The 13,730-nt window shown below is 57.5% G+C and carries 14 protein-coding genes; 9 read left to right on the plus strand and 5 right to left on the minus strand.

From position 1 onward, the window contains the following. Positions 1 to 11 precede the first annotated feature (11 nt). On the plus strand, positions 12 to 719 hold the full coding sequence (locus ACGJAX_RS30150; RefSeq protein ID WP_390957098.1) for a CTP synthase: 708 nt from the start codon (positions 12 to 14) through the stop codon (positions 717 to 719). Further along, the gene (locus tag ACGJAX_RS30155; protein ID WP_390957099.1) at positions 716 to 1,039 is read left to right on the plus strand and encodes an antibiotic biosynthesis monooxygenase; all 324 of its coding nucleotides are present in this window, start codon (positions 716 to 718) and stop codon (positions 1,037 to 1,039) included. The genes ACGJAX_RS30150 and ACGJAX_RS30155 overlap by 4 nt, the downstream gene beginning before the upstream one ends. A 71-nt stretch (positions 1,040 to 1,110) precedes the next feature. Here ACGJAX_RS30155 and ACGJAX_RS30160 read toward each other — a convergent pair whose 3' ends face one another. Continuing rightward, entirely contained in the window at positions 1,111 to 1,437 is a 327-nt protein-coding gene (locus ACGJAX_RS30160; RefSeq protein ID WP_090324645.1) for a DUF2025 family protein, read from the minus strand. A gap of 198 nt (positions 1,438 to 1,635) precedes the next feature. Here ACGJAX_RS30160 and ACGJAX_RS30165 point away from each other — a divergent pair, with 198 nt between their 5' ends. After that, entirely contained in the window at positions 1,636 to 2,775 is a 1,140-nt protein-coding gene (locus ACGJAX_RS30165) for a glycerophosphodiester phosphodiesterase family protein (RefSeq protein WP_390957100.1), read from the plus strand. A 118-nt stretch (positions 2,776 to 2,893) separates the two neighbouring features. Next, positions 2,894 to 3,199, plus strand: a complete 306-nt coding sequence (locus ACGJAX_RS30170; RefSeq protein ID WP_390957101.1) for a PepSY domain-containing protein — start codon at positions 2,894 to 2,896, stop codon at positions 3,197 to 3,199. A gap of 59 nt (positions 3,200 to 3,258) precedes the next feature. Here ACGJAX_RS30170 and ACGJAX_RS30175 read toward each other — a convergent pair whose 3' ends face one another. Both ACGJAX_RS30175 and ACGJAX_RS30180 read right to left on the minus strand, forming a co-directional pair. Beyond that, complete coding sequence (locus ACGJAX_RS30175) at positions 3,259 to 3,705, minus strand: hypothetical protein (protein ID WP_390957102.1); 447 nt, start codon at positions 3,703 to 3,705, stop codon at positions 3,259 to 3,261. A 110-nt stretch (positions 3,706 to 3,815) separates the two neighbouring features. Further along, complete coding sequence (locus tag ACGJAX_RS30180) at positions 3,816 to 5,441, minus strand: methyl-accepting chemotaxis protein (protein WP_390957103.1); 1,626 nt, start codon at positions 5,439 to 5,441, stop codon at positions 3,816 to 3,818. A gap of 275 nt (positions 5,442 to 5,716) precedes the next feature. On the opposite strand from ACGJAX_RS30180, the gene ACGJAX_RS30185 reads away from it, so the two are divergent. The 4 genes from ACGJAX_RS30185 (at position 5,717) to ACGJAX_RS30200 (ending at position 11,010) form a co-directional block, all read left to right on the plus strand. Then, positions 5,717 to 6,739 (plus strand): transporter, encoded by a 1,023-nt coding sequence (locus ACGJAX_RS30185; protein ID WP_090324653.1) that lies wholly within the window; start codon positions 5,717 to 5,719, stop codon positions 6,737 to 6,739. Between the two features lie 129 nt (positions 6,740 to 6,868). Beyond that, a complete protein-coding gene (locus ACGJAX_RS30190; protein WP_390957104.1) occupies positions 6,869 to 8,482 on the plus strand; it encodes an inorganic phosphate transporter in 1,614 nt (537 codons plus the stop codon). 627 nt (positions 8,483 to 9,109) lie between these two features. After that, on the plus strand, positions 9,110 to 10,264 hold the full coding sequence (locus ACGJAX_RS30195) for an MBL fold metallo-hydrolase (RefSeq protein WP_390957105.1): 1,155 nt from the start codon (positions 9,110 to 9,112) through the stop codon (positions 10,262 to 10,264). Beyond that, the gene (locus tag ACGJAX_RS30200) at positions 10,261 to 11,010 is read left to right on the plus strand and encodes a class I SAM-dependent methyltransferase (RefSeq protein WP_390957106.1); all 750 of its coding nucleotides are present in this window, start codon (positions 10,261 to 10,263) and stop codon (positions 11,008 to 11,010) included. The genes ACGJAX_RS30195 and ACGJAX_RS30200 overlap by 4 nt, the downstream gene beginning before the upstream one ends. A gap of 370 nt (positions 11,011 to 11,380) precedes the next feature. Here the strand turns inward: ACGJAX_RS30200 and ACGJAX_RS30205 are convergent, their stop codons facing one another. Continuing rightward, positions 11,381 to 11,818: a multidrug/biocide efflux PACE transporter gene (locus ACGJAX_RS30205; protein ID WP_090324656.1), complete on the minus strand. Its 438-nt coding sequence runs from the start codon at positions 11,816 to 11,818 to the stop codon at positions 11,381 to 11,383. An 89-nt stretch (positions 11,819 to 11,907) separates the two neighbouring features. Between ACGJAX_RS30205 and ACGJAX_RS30210 the strand changes: the two genes are divergently transcribed. Next, positions 11,908 to 12,762 carry a LysR family transcriptional regulator gene (locus ACGJAX_RS30210; RefSeq protein ID WP_248916770.1) on the plus strand — a complete coding sequence of 285 codons (855 nt, stop codon included), beginning with the start codon at positions 11,908 to 11,910 and terminating at the stop codon, positions 12,760 to 12,762. A 72-nt stretch (positions 12,763 to 12,834) separates the two neighbouring features. On the opposite strand, the gene ACGJAX_RS30215 is transcribed toward ACGJAX_RS30210, so the two are convergent. Further along, positions 12,835 to 13,677 (minus strand): LysR family transcriptional regulator, encoded by an 843-nt coding sequence (locus ACGJAX_RS30215; RefSeq protein WP_390957107.1) that lies wholly within the window; start codon positions 13,675 to 13,677, stop codon positions 12,835 to 12,837. Between the last annotated feature and the right edge of the window lie 53 nt (positions 13,678 to 13,730).

Consider the following 13,730-nt stretch of genomic DNA (forward strand, 5'->3'; position numbering starts at 1 on the left):
CGAGGTTGCTCATGGAAAACCGCGTCATCCGCATCGCCCTGATCGGCGACTACGACCCGCACGTCACCGCACACCAAGCGATTCCCGTGGCCCTGAACATGGCTGCCGAACACGGCGGCCACAACGTGCAAGGACATTGGCTGGCGACTGACAGCATCCACGCCGACACCCCGCTCGATGGCTACGACGGTTTCTGGTGTGTGCCTGCCAGCCCCTACCGCAATATGGACGGCGCGTTACGGGCGATTCGTTTTGCCCGCGAACAAGGGCGACCTTTCCTCGGCACCTGCGGCGGCTTTCAACACGCCGTGCTGGAATATGCGCGCAACGTGCTGGGCTGGGCGGATGCCGAACATGGCGAGACATCGCCCAACGCTGCGCGGGCCTTGCTCACGCCGCTGGCCTGCTCGCTGGTGGAGGCCATCGACAGCATTCATTTGCGTGAAGGTTCGTTGATCGCCAAGGCGTACGAAACGTCTGAAATACGTGAAGGCTACCGCTGCAATTACGGTGTGAATCCCGAGTTCGAACGAGCACTGTTCAGGCATGACCTTCACAGCGTTGGGAAGGATTCGGCGCACGGCTTGCGAGCGGTAGAACTCGCCGGGCATCCGTTCTTTGTCGCCACCTTGTTCCAGCCAGAACGCGCCGCGCTCAAAGACACCTTGCCGCCGCTGGTACGGGCTTTCATCCAGGCCACCACGGGGCAGCCCTCATGATTGCCAACACGCCGCCGGCCCCTTACTTCGCCGTGATCTTCACCTCGTTGCGTACCGAAGGTGACCAGGGTTATGCCGAAGCGGCCGAGCGCATGGTCGAACTGGCCCGCCAGCAGCCGGGGTTCCTCGGAGTGGAGTCGGCCCGGGGCGATGACGGGCTGGGGATTACCGTGTCGTACTGGGCCAGTGAAGCGGCGATTCTGGCGTGGAAACAGCATCCTGAGCACAGCGCGATTCGCGAACGGGGACGCTCGACCTGGTATGCGCATTGTCATACGCGGGTGTGTCGGGTTGAGCGGGCTTACGAGTTCCAGCGGTAGTTGATGCGGTGTTATTGAGGCAGCCATCGCGAGCAAGCTCGCGATGGGGCCAGTCGATTCACCGCACGCACTCAACCCCGCACCGATTGCCTGACCGCCAAAATCTCCGGTACTTCCCGCCGCTGCATGTACACCCGCAACGGCTCGGTGATGTTGATCCGGTCATCGATGTTCTGATCCAGCAACAACTGAATCAACTCGCGCTTGAGGGTCATGGTCTGGTCGGCACCGGGCGCCCAGACGAATTCGCTGGCGGGAATGATGCCGTCATCGGCCACGTCCATGCCGAAAGCGTCTTCACTGAAGCGCACGATGTAACGACCTGTCTTGCGATTGAGCCCGACGAAACCTTTGAGTTGGTCGGCGGCCTGGCAGATGAGCTGGGAAGTGATGCGCATGAAAACCTCACAAAAGGTGATGGATGGTTTACAAGCAAGGAAGGCGAGTGGGTTTCCCTCTGCCGGGGAAGTTGCCGGGGCCAAGGGTACTGCAAAAAAACACGTTGAACAGAGGGATGTCGATCAGGCGATGGCACTTGTAACGCTCAGTTGCTACAAGAGAGGGCCTCGACAACCCATCGCGAAAGGATTTCGACCATGTCCACTACCTTCAGCAAAAGCGCCCTGCTGTTGAGTATGCTGCTCGGCCTGGGCCAGGCCCAAGCCCAAAACCAGACCGCCAGCGAACCCGGCCCCGCCGCACTGGCGACGCATTTGGGCATCCCGCATCCGGCGGTGATTGCCCACCGTGGCGCGTCCTACGACGCGCCGGAATCCACCGCCGCCGCGTACAAGACCGCCCGCGACCTCGGTGCCGATTACCTGGAACTGGACCTGCAACGCAGCAAGGATGGCGTGCTCTTCGCCCTGCACGACAACAACCTGCAACGCACCACCGACGTCGCCAGCCGATTCCCCGAGCGCAAGGACAGCCCGGCCACCGCGTTCACCCTCGCCGAACTGAAAACCCTGGACGCCGGCAGCTGGTTCAACAGCGCCTATCCCGATCGTGCGCGGCCTGCCTTTGCCGGCCTGAAAATCCTCACCCTCGATGAAATCATCGACATCGCCGAAGGCAATCCGCTGCACAAACCCGGCCTGTACATCGAAACCAAGGAGCCCAAGCAGTTTCCCGGCATCGAGCGCGATCTCAAGGAAAAACTCCAGGCCCGTGGCTGGCTGATTCCAGCGGGTTCCAAACCGTCGAACAGCCAGGTGGCTGTCGGCCAGGGCAATGGCAAGGTCATCCTGCAAACCTTCGAGAAGAGCAGCCTTGAGCTGCTGCAAAAGGAAATGCCGCAGGTGCCGAAGGTCCTGCTGCTATGGGTCGGAGAAGGCAACATCGAGCCGGCCTCCAACGTGCCGTTTGCCGAGTCCGGCGAGAAAGACAAAGCCGCTTACTACGCCAGACAGCAGCCCAAAGACAAAGCCGAATTTGAGCGCTGGATCGACTACGCCAAGGCCCAGGGCGCCATCGGCACCGGCCCGTCCGCGGCCCTGACCCGCGGTGGCGATCAAAGTTACGCTGACCTGGTGAAACCCTGGATGAACCAGTACACCCACGATCAGGGGCTGTTGGTGCACGTCTACACCATCGACGATGCGCTGGATTACCAGAAAGTCATGGACGCCGGGGTCGACGGCATCTTTACCAACCGCACGAGCGAGTTGTTGAAGTTCTACAAGCGTCCGGCGTCGGCGAGCGTGGCGCAGGTGCTGCAGAACAACGGTTTTTGATCGGGGATCGGGGCGCCCGCATCGCTGGCTTGCCAGCGATGCCTGGCAATTAAGGCTGAATTAAGTGGCCTCTCTTAACCTGACGCCACTCAAACAGCTCATCCAAGGAAAGACGCCCATGAAAACCCTGACAGCCCTGTTCACCGCCGCTACCTTGACCCTGACCGCCGGTTTCGCGCAGGCCGATGTTCGCGTGGACGAGATCCCGCAACTGGTCAAGGACGGCAAGATCAAGCCGTTGGAAGATCTGAACAAAATCGCGCTGGACCTGCACCCGGGTGCATCGATCACCAAAACCGAGCTGGATAACCCTTTCAATGGTTACGAGTATGAGATCGAATTGCGCGACGCGCAGAATGTCGAGTGGGATGTGGACATCGATGCCGCCACCGGCAAGGTCCTGAAGAACAAGCAAGACAAGTAACCGCGACACGCGCAAAAGCCGCACGACCGACCCTCGTGCGGCTTGTGCGCGTGTTCAGTTCACGCCGACGTGCTGACCAGCGAACCGGACGTGCTGCCGCCCTCTTCCTGCAAAGCCTGCAACAGCGATGCGGTGGCGGTTTGCAACGAGGCAGAGGTTGTCGCTATCTGCGATTGAGCCGCCGCCACATCAGCCGCCTTGGCATCGGCACTTTCCTGCCTGGCCTGGGCCGCTTGCAGTTGTTGCTGTTGTTCCTGCAACTGCTTTTGCAGCTCGGCGATCTGCTTGCGCAGTTCCTTGACCGCATCGGACTCTTCGCTGCTGCTGGAGCTGCTGCCACCCGACGCCGGTGCGCCGCCAGCGGAAACCTTGCTGCCATCGCTTGCAGCCGATGTCGCGGTCGCTGCCGTGGTGGAGGTGTCTTCAGTAGTGCTGGTGGCACTGGTCGAAGCCGTCGCTGTGCTCGACAGTGGCTGGGCGATTGAAACGGAGGTGATGCTGACCATGGGCGTTATCCAAAGTGGTTCGAATTCACCCCATCATCGCCACGCCATGCCTGCACTTGAGATCGACTGTGTACCGACTCGGTAAGCAAGCAGGTACACAGCCGTTTTCATCACGCGCTCAAACGCGCCGTCACCTCGTTCAACGCCCCCGACAAGCCGTGCAGGTTGTTGCTCGCCGCCTCGGTGCGCTGCACGTTGTCCAGGTTGGTACTGGCGATGCTGGTGATCTCCGTCAGATTGCGCGAGATGTCTTCGGCAACGGACGTCTGCTCCTCGGCGGCCGTGGCGATCTGGCGGTTCATGTCGCGGATCGCTTCCACGGCCAGGGTGATGCGTTCGAGCATGGCACCGGCTTCGGTGACTTGCTGCACGCTTTCCTCACTGCGCGACTGACCGCTTTCAATCGCCTGGGCCGCGTCCACAGCACCGCTCTGCACGGTCTGGATGATCTGGTTGATTTCGATGATCGAGGCCGCCGTGCGCTGGGCCAGGCTGCGCACTTCATCGGCCACCACGGCAAAACCGCGCCCCGCCTCTCCGGCACGAGCCGCCTCAATGGCGGCGTTGAGCGCCAGCAGGTTGGTCTGTTCGGCGATGCCGCGAATCACTTCCAGCACCTTGCCGATGCGCCCGCTGTCGGTTTCCAGCTGACGAATGACCGTGGCGGTGTTGGCGATTTCGCCGCGCATCCGGGTGATGGTGTGGATGGTGCCCTGCATGACTTTCTCGCCCTGCTGCGCGGACTGATCCGCATCGTCGGCGGCCCGTGCCGCATCGGCGGCATGGCGGGCGACTTCCTGGGCGGTGGCGGACATTTCGTTCATGGCCGTGGCCACCTGATCGGTGCGGTTGAACTGCTCGTTGGTGCCGCAGGCCATCAAGTTGGCAATCGAATTGAGCTCGCCGCTGGCGCTGTCCAGATCGGTGGCACTGCGTTGCAAACGGCTGAAGGTTTCCGCGAGGAAATCGCGCAAGGTATTGGCCGCCATCGCCAGTTTGCCCAGTTCATCCTGACGCTTGCTGGACACGCGCTCGGCAAACTTGCCCTGGCTGAGTTGCGCCACGTATTCGATCAATTTGCGAATCGGCTCGACCAGGTTGCGGTTGACCAGCCACAGGCTCAACAGGCCAATCAACAGCCCCGAGACCAGCATCACGATGATCCCCAGCAATACGGTGCGATCGGCACTGGCGCTGAGCTGTTTCGACTGCTCCACGCCCTGCTGGCGCAACTCGCTGACCAATGCGCTCATCTGATCGCTGGTCGTACGGTCCACGCCCTTGACTGCGGTGTCGCCGGCAACGGGATCTGCACCCGCTGCCAGGTAGGCATCACGGCCCTTCTGGTACGCGGCGCCCAGTTGGCGATGCTCGTCACGCAGGCGTTCGATACGGGATCTCAGTGGCGGTTCGATGCCCTGCTGCCCGGCCAGTTCACCGAGGATGCCCTGCACATCGCGCTGACGGTCTTCGAATTGCTTCCAGTATTTGTCCAGGTCCGCCGGTTGCTTGCCGCGCAACAGGACGTTTTTCCACTCTTGCACCTGCACTTTGAACTGCAGGTTGGCCTCATCGATCAGCTGCGACGTGCGCAACGGCCCCTCGATCAGGTTGGCGTAGCTCTGGACACCGCTGGACAAAAAGTGAAAACAGGCCAGGGCGATCAGCAACATCGCGACCAGACTGCCGCTCAGCAGGGCGAGAATTTGCGCTCTCAGGGACTTTTGCAAAAACATCGGAAAGTACTCATGACAGGAATGAAACACGCCCGGTTCAAGGCGTGAAAGGTATCCGGACATCCCTGTCTGCGGCGCTGGCCTCTGGCCAAAGGCGCGCAACTTACCCCAAGCGAGATCGGCGTGCCAGAGCCGTTCTTGAGGACAATCCGACCGCCGGTAAAGCAATCGTTTGCCTTCACTTTATCGTCACAAAAACGTCATCAGCGCTTGCGATGATGCGGCGCAAGTGAACCTGTAAAACCCGCAGCAGGCGCCTCACCTTGCGAGCTCTCATGAACCACAGCATCGATCAAAGCCACCGCGACCCGGATCTGTTCGGCCTGCTTTACGGTTTCAGTTTTCGTCCCGGAGAGCGTGGTCGCGAGATCGATTCGGCCAGGGCATTGCAGTGCTTGCAGCAACCGAACGACAGCGACGAATTCCTCTGGCTGCATTTGAATCTGGCCCACGCCGCGTGCGAACGCTGGATGAAAAGCCACCTGGACTTGCCCGAAGAGTTTTTCGAGGCCTTGCATGAGGGCTCGCGTTCGACGCGCATCGAGCATGTCGATTCGGCCTTGCTGGCGGTGGTCAACGACGTGGTGTTCAACCTCAGCAGCATGGTTTCGTCGGATGTCTCGACGCTGTGGGTGTGCGTGCGCAGCCGGCTGATCATCAGTGCGCGCCTGCAACCGCTGCACTCGGTGGACAAGTTGCGCTCTTCGGTGAAGGCCGGGGAATGTTTTCGCTCACCGCTGGAACTGCTGGTGCACCTGTTGCGCGATCAGGGCGAAGTGCTGACCCAGATCGTGCGCAAGACCAGCTTGAGTGTCGATCAGGTCGAAGACGAATTACTCTCCTCGCGCCTGTCGACCAACCGCGCCGAACTGGGCGCCAACCGCCGGGTGCTGGTGCGCTTGCAACGGCTGCTGGCGCTGGAGCCGGGGTCGCTGTTGCGCCTGCTCAATCGCCCGCCGATGTGGTTGCAAAAGGAAGACGTGAAGGAGCTGCGCAAATCCACCGAGGAGTTCGCGTTGATCATCAACGACCTCACGGCGCTGGGTGAACGGATCAAGTTGTTGCAGGAAGAGATCGCCGCCAACATCAACGAACAGACCAACCGCACGCTGTTCACCCTGACGGTGGTGACGGTGCTGGCGCTGCCAATCAATATCATTGCCGGCTTCTTCGGCATGAACGTTGGTGGCATTCCGCTGGCCGGTGATCCGGAAGGCTTCTGGATCCTGGTGGCGCTGGTCGCGACCTTCACAGTGATCGCCGGACGCTGGGCGTTTCGCAAGCAGCAGGATTATTGACACGCCCTTCATCACCGGACACACAGATCGATGGCCCACGAAACACCAAAACCCTGATCCAAAGCAGTCTCCTTGTAATAATTGGCAACGATTATCACTGATACACCTCCCTCCTCAGGAATGTCAGTGATGGCTACGCCCACCTTCTCCGCCACCCAGGCGCCCGTCAGTAGCGCAAAACCGCAGTTGGACAAAAAACCTGGTCTGTTCACCATTGTGGTGTTCTTTGCGGTACTGGCCATTGGCTTGCTGTTTACCGCCTACAGCCTGATGCACGACATGAATGAACTCGGCACGGTGGTGACCACCTGGACGCCGTTTCTGCTGCTGGGCGTGGCGCTGCTGATTGCCCTGGGTTTCGAGTTCGTCAACGGTTTCCACGACACCGCCAACGCGGTGGCCACGGTGATTTACACCAATTCATTGCCACCGAACGTCGCGGTGGTCTGGTCCGGTTTCTTCAACTTCCTCGGCGTGTTGCTCTCCAGCGGCGCGGTGGCCTTTGGCATCATCGCCCTGCTGCCGGTGGAGCTGATTCTGCAAGTGGGTTCGTCCGCCGGGTTCGCGATGATCTTCGCCCTGCTGATCGCCGCGATCCTGTGGAACCTCGGCACCTGGTGGCTGGGCCTGCCGGCGTCCTCCTCGCACACCCTGATCGGCTCGATCATCGGTGTCGGCGTGGCCAACGCACTGATGCACGGTCGTGACGGCACCAGCGGCGTGGACTGGGCGCAAGCGACCAAGATCGGTTATGCACTGCTGCTGTCGCCGCTGGTCGGCTTCGGCTTCGCCGCACTACTGCTGCTGGCCCTGCGCGCCTTTGTGAAGAACCGCGCGCTGTACAAGGAACCGAAAGGCGACACACCGCCACCTTGGTGGATTCGCGGTCTGCTGATCGTGACCTGCACGGGCGTGTCGTTCGCCCACGGCTCCAACGACGGCCAGAAAGGCATGGGCCTGATCATGCTGATTCTGGTCGGTACGCTGCCGATGGCTTACGCCCTGAACCGCACCATGCCGGCCGATCAGGCGTTGCAATTCGCCGCGGTGGCCGAAGTCACCCAGCAAGCCCTGGTGAAAAGTGCCCCGCAACCCGCGCCCGCCGACCCACGGGCAGTGTTGTCCGACTATGTGCGCAGCAAGGCCGTCACGCCGCAGTTGGTGCCGGCCCTTGCCGCGCTGACCGGTAGCATTGGCAACCAGGTCAAGGGTTATGGCTCGCTGTCGAAAGTCCCCGTCGAAGCGGTGGGCAACGTGCGTAACGACATGTACCTGACCAGCGAAACCATTCGCCTGATGGACAAGAACAAGGTCGGCAGTTTCGACGCCGACACCAGCAACAAGCTGCAACTGTTCAAGCAGCAGATCGACAACTCCACGCGCTTCATCCCGCTGTGGGTGAAGATTGCGGTGGCGATCGCCCTCGGCCTGGGCACCATGGTCGGCTGGAAACGCATCGTGGTGACGGTCGGCGAGAAGATCGGCAAGACCCACCTGACCTACGCCCAGGGCGCCTCGGCAGAAACCGTGGCCATGCTGACCATCGGCGCCGCCGACATGTTCGGTTTGCCGGTCTCGACCACCCACGTGCTGTCTTCCGGTGTGGCCGGGACCATGGTCGCCAATGGCGGCGGCCTGCAGATGAAGACCATCCGCAACTTGCTGATGGCCTGGGTACTGACCCTGCCGGCAGCCATTGTGCTGTCGGGCAGCCTGTACTGGTTGTTCACGCAGTTGTTCTAAACCATCGCTAAACACCTGCAGGAGCGAGCCTGCTCGCGAAAGCGGCCTGACCGTCAGGATTGATGTCGACTGATACGCCGCCTTCGCCAGCAGGCTCGCTTCCACAGGTACAAAACCCAAGGGCGCAGCCTGGGTTCGCAGCACATCATCCCGGCGGGTTTTCACGCCGGGATTTTTTTTCGTCCAGCGGCACGGCATTTGCTCACAAGCCCGGGAGCTTACGCTTTATTGACGCGCAACACGTCCAGCAGCCCTTCAGTTTGCTAGCGTGACGCCGACTCATAAAAGACTCGATGCATTCAGGAGTGGAATCGTGAATCTGTACATCAATCAGCTTCAACACAAAGCTGACTTCATAGAAGCCATCTACGCCGGCGATATCCACCATTTACAATAGCGTCAATTCCAGCGTCTTAACTGCTTTGCGGCGGAGTGAATGATCACTATTCAAACTTCCGACAAAATCCAAGACCAAGGAGCTGTACCTTAGTAGGTGACTAGCAATGCATACAAAGTGGTACATTCGCTTTTTTATATAGATAAATGTTCAGAAAACAAAAATGATATAATTTTTAACTAGTATGTTTTTGAATTTATAATAAATTGATGATTATGAGGGACCCGTCGATGAATATAGAGTTTGTTAATCACGCCTCATTACTCTTAGAGGAAAATGGTAGTTTTTTTCTTACTGATCCTTGGTACATTTCACCTGCTTTTGGCGGCTGGATTCAAACCCCCTCACCTAACTTAAAGACTATTGAAAAAATACTCTCTCTTCCAGCCAGCAAGCTTAATATCATTATCTCGCATGGTCACGACGACCACCTAGACGAATTTTTTATTCAGAAACATCTAGCTGGCGCTTCATTCTTCGTCCCGAAATTCAAGACAAATGGACTGTCCAAGCGTATTGAGCGTCTCACAGGTCGTTATCCGGTTGAACTGACAGAGGAAGCTTATTATGTCGAAGGGGTGGAGTTGAGATGCTTCAAAAATCCAGAATTCACGGAATATGATTCGATTGTCACCATCACGTCTGAAACAGATGCTGTTATTCATGCCAATGATAATTGGCACGAGTATCCGGCTGCACTGACTAATAAACTCAATGAATGCTTGAGTGCCGTCCCTGTTGAACGTCGTTATTTTTTTATCCAGTTTGGCATAGCTGATAGTTTTCCAGTTAACTACCCATCCTTTGATAATCAAAGCGCGGATGAGATGATTGAGTCTCGCTTCAAGCTTTATCAAGCTGCAACCACTGCAAACCTTAAGCACCTGGGGCTTGACAAAGGATATTATTATGCGAATCAATCACTATACCAATACCCTGCCTCTTGGGATAAAGCATCACTCTATGATCTTGCGCAAGATTTTTTGCGCAGAAATCCAGGACCGTTTATTCAGTGCAGCTCTGGGATCAACATAAAAACTAGCCAGATCTACAACGCCGCAAGTGATGAATTCTTTGATTTTTTGCTTGGAAGACTTGAGACCTTTATAAACAATGCAATTGATACTCCCACTCAAGTCAAGTTGATGACTTCTTCAAATGAATATGAAAGCGGTACAGTCGGCTACGAAGCTTCGCGACAGGTATGGTCTAGGATACTAAACGCTGAACTGACACTCGAAGCGATTATTATCGGAGGTATGGGGCTCATACACAGGCCAAATCAAAATATATCCAACATCCACAGCAAAGTTTCTAAACTGGCTTATCTGATTCAAAGCAAATTAATTTCGAGCGGCCTTAACTTTTTAATGGAAAGCAAATGAGAACTAAAGACGGTCAGCTGTTTTTCACCCCCTCCAATCAGGCAGATGCATACGAAGAGTTGCGGAATATTCATGGTCAGATTCATACCATCGCAGGGGAATATTGGAATTGGCCTTCAGTTGCTACTCTGACAAGACCCACACTGGCGCGAATTTTAAATCTTAATTTCCTATACGATGAGATGCTCCCCGTTGCAGGGTCGATCTGCGAATTTGGCGTTCATTATGGTAGCAGCTTAGCAACATTACTAAATCTTAGAGCCATCAAGGAACCCTACAACTACTCCAGGCATATTTTCGGTTTTGACACTTTTAATGGGTTTGCCAGCATTGATGAAAAAGATGGGAAACTAGTAAAGTCCGGTGATTTTCATATAGACGATGGATATGAAAATTTATTAGATCGGCTTCTTCAAGCTCAAGAATCGCTAAGCCCTAATAATCACTTGAAAAAATATTCCCTGATCAAGGGAGATGCTTCAGTGACCTCGAAAAAATGGCTTGAAGAAAATCCTCACTCACTCATATCGATGGCCATTTTTGATATGGATGTTTACAAACCAACAAAGGATGTTCTAGAAGCAATAAAGCCAAGATTATCAAAAGGTTCGATTTTAGTGTTTGATGAATTAAACTGCCCTCACTTCCCTGGCGAAACACAAGCCTTGCTTGAGGTGTTTGATATGAATAATATTCAAGTCATGAGATCACCTTTCCTACCTTATACATCATATTTCCGCTTATAACTTTTAACAATGCGTCGTATGAATGGTCGTCGCTTTGAGGGAAAACTTTCAAATAGGCCTCCAGACTTGGTGAGTACCCACCCAAACGATTAAAACGGTTAAACCATCGGTGCCGATGAACAGATTTACTTCGTCGACACCGATTATGCCGATCAACATAAACAGCCCCACCGCGAATATTTCCTGATGGAAATGAATCAGGGATTACCCTAGAAGAGTTTAACTGCCTGAATTGAGCCGCCTTATCCAACGCGCGACGGCGGTCGTCTGGCCTATCAATTGATGGCGATACTACGCATACATCAAATGCAGGACCCTGCATACAAACCGCCATCCTAGATCAGTTCGCGAGCCAGCTCGCTCTCGCCGTTTATGCGCCGCAGCTTTCACGAATGACCATGCGCTCGCGCACCACGTCATACACCCAGTGATAAAGGTAGGTGTACGGCAGGAAAAACAGCAGCACGCCGATATCCAGCAAAAACGCCTGCCACAGGCTGATGTTCAGCCACCAGGCAATCAGCGGCACCCCGAGGGCCACCAGTCCGCCTTCAAACATCAGCGCATGCACCACACGAACCCAGGCGTTATGGGCAATGGCCAGGCGCTTGAGCATCCGATCGAAGAAACCGTTGAACACCACGTTCCACGCCAGGGCCAGCGCGGCCATGACCAGGGTCACGACGCCCATGTCGAGCATCGGTTTGTCCATGATCCACGCCAGCAACGGGGTGCAGATCAGGATGGCCAGCAATTCGAAACCGATGGCCTGGAAAATACGCTCAGTGATGGATTTGTTGGCGCTCATGGCCTGACTCCTTGAGTGACTGTGGTTGCCATGATCCCACCCCGAACCGATACTTAATAATCAATAACCATCGATCAAGGCGATAGTTCATGGCCTCTCAAGAAGTGTTGCAGGCCTTCGTCCAGGCCGCGACCCAAGGCTCGTTTTCCGCCGCGGCGCGTAAATTGGGCCGCAGCCAGTCGACCATCAGTGCGGCGGTGGCCAGCCTGGAAATCGACCTCAACCTGACACTGTTCGACCGCAGCAGCCGCAAACCCACGCTCACCCCGGCCGGGCACGTGATGTTGCAGCGCGCCGAGGACATTCTGGCCGCTACCAGTCGCCTGGAAATGGCGGCCAGCCAACTGTCCCAAGGGGTCGAGGCGAAGTTGACCGTGGCGTTGTCCGACACCTACCAGTCCGATCGCTTCGAAGCGTCACTCAGTGCCTTCGAGCAGCGTTATCCCGACTTGGAACTCGAATGCCTGATCGCCGAATGCGATGACCTCATCGCCTTGGTACAGAGCGGTCGGGCGCAGGTGGCCTTCGCCGAAATGCAGGATAGTTACCCACCAGATCTGGTCAGCTCCACAGTGGATGAACGCACGGACATCGCGCTGTTCGCCTCCCCCGAACATCCGCTGGCAGCGCTGCCATACATTGATCAGGACGTGCTGCAGCAACACCGTGAATTGCGCCTGGCAACCATCGTCAATCCCTACGAAAGCCGGGCAAAGGGCCGCGTCTGGTCGGCGCCGAGTTATCTGATGCTGCTGGAAATGGCCCAGGGCGGATTCGGCTGGGCACCTTTGCCACGCTGGCTGGTGGCGCGCTTCGGTCCGGGTACCTTGCAGGAACTGCCGGTGCGCGGCTGGCCGAAAACGGTGTCAGTGGATGCCCTCTGGTCGCGACTGCATCCGCCGGGGCCGGCGGGCAGCTGGTTGCTGGCCAAGATGCTGGAATGAGGATCACAGGCCCAGTGCCGAATCTGTGGGAGACTCTATGTTTGGGGGGAACCCCCCATCATTTGAACCCGATCACGCCGCCCCAACCCGCATCGGCTGATTCATTTGAAAAAACTCATGCAACCCACGCAACGCCGGCAACTCCAGCGCCTGGGCGGCGTAGCACAAACCCACCCGGCGCGTCGGGGTCGGCAAGTGCATCGCACGGGTCGTCACACGCGCCTGCCCGCTCACCAATGACTGCGGCAACATCGCCACGCCAATGCCCGCGGCCACCATGTGCAGCGCCTGTTTCAACGAGCCAGCATGCCCCGCCACCGCGTCTGGCGAGCGTCCGTACAGCGCCATCAAGCGTTGATGAGACGGGTGCTGTGGACAGGTGATCCAGTCACTGATCGGCGTCCAGGCTTGTGCGCTTTGCGCCGCGGCCATCGGATGTCCCACCGGCAGCGCCATCACATAGGATTCCTCCCACAGCGGCAGGAACAGTTCATCCTCGCAACACATCTCCTCCACCGCCAGGCGTCCGTCACCACGGCAACCTTCCTCCAGCGTCAGCAGCAGGTTGGGCAGTGCCTGTCGGGCCATGCGCACGAACGCTTCGATGTGACTGTCGGCGATATCGCCTTCGATGCCCAGGGTCAGCGGCGTGCGGTTTTCCTGGCCGAGGAACAACCGGCTCAAGGCTTGCGCATCCGCCACCATCCGCAGGGCCTGGGGATACAGGACCCGCGCCTCATCGCTGACATCAACACCACGGGGCTGGCGTACGAACAGCCTGGCGCCCAACTCTTCCTCAAGCTGTTTGATGGTCACCGACAGGGTCGGCTGGCTGACGAACAGCCGCTGGGCCGCGAGGGTGATGTTGCGCTCCTCGAACACCGCGAGAAAGGCTTTGAGGTGGCGGATATCCATAGACAGTTCCGATGACAGACAGAGAAATAAGGCATTTTTCAGCCACTTTGGCG

Origin of the sequence: Pseudomonas moorei (assembly GCF_042846945.1) — a bacterium.
Classification (GTDB): Bacteria; Pseudomonadota; Gammaproteobacteria; order Pseudomonadales; family Pseudomonadaceae; genus Aquipseudomonas; species Aquipseudomonas moorei.

Excerpts from the sequence above, each read along its gene's own strand:
- ACGJAX_RS30150 (WP_390957098.1), top strand. The coding sequence starts at position 12 with ATGGAAAACCGCGTCATCCGCATCGCCCTGATCGGCGACTACGACCCG.
- ACGJAX_RS30155 (WP_390957099.1), top strand. The coding sequence starts at position 716 with ATGATTGCCAACACGCCGCCGGCCCCTTACTTCGCCGTGATCTTCACC.
- ACGJAX_RS30160 (WP_090324645.1), bottom strand. The coding sequence starts at position 1,437 with ATGCGCATCACTTCCCAGCTCATCTGCCAGGCCGCCGACCAACTCAAA.
- ACGJAX_RS30165 (WP_390957100.1), top strand. The coding sequence starts at position 1,636 with ATGTCCACTACCTTCAGCAAAAGCGCCCTGCTGTTGAGTATGCTGCTC.
- ACGJAX_RS30170 (WP_390957101.1), top strand. The coding sequence starts at position 2,894 with ATGAAAACCCTGACAGCCCTGTTCACCGCCGCTACCTTGACCCTGACC.
- ACGJAX_RS30175 (WP_390957102.1), bottom strand. The coding sequence starts at position 3,705 with ATGGTCAGCATCACCTCCGTTTCAATCGCCCAGCCACTGTCGAGCACA.
- ACGJAX_RS30180 (WP_390957103.1), bottom strand. The coding sequence starts at position 5,441 with ATGTTTTTGCAAAAGTCCCTGAGAGCGCAAATTCTCGCCCTGCTGAGC.
- ACGJAX_RS30185 (WP_090324653.1), top strand. The coding sequence starts at position 5,717 with ATGAACCACAGCATCGATCAAAGCCACCGCGACCCGGATCTGTTCGGC.
- ACGJAX_RS30190 (WP_390957104.1), top strand. The coding sequence starts at position 6,869 with ATGGCTACGCCCACCTTCTCCGCCACCCAGGCGCCCGTCAGTAGCGCA.
- ACGJAX_RS30195 (WP_390957105.1), top strand. The coding sequence starts at position 9,110 with ATGAATATAGAGTTTGTTAATCACGCCTCATTACTCTTAGAGGAAAAT.
- ACGJAX_RS30200 (WP_390957106.1), top strand. The coding sequence starts at position 10,261 with ATGAGAACTAAAGACGGTCAGCTGTTTTTCACCCCCTCCAATCAGGCA.
- ACGJAX_RS30205 (WP_090324656.1), bottom strand. The coding sequence starts at position 11,818 with ATGAGCGCCAACAAATCCATCACTGAGCGTATTTTCCAGGCCATCGGT.
- ACGJAX_RS30210 (WP_248916770.1), top strand. The coding sequence starts at position 11,908 with ATGGCCTCTCAAGAAGTGTTGCAGGCCTTCGTCCAGGCCGCGACCCAA.
- ACGJAX_RS30215 (WP_390957107.1), bottom strand. The coding sequence starts at position 13,677 with ATGGATATCCGCCACCTCAAAGCCTTTCTCGCGGTGTTCGAGGAGCGC.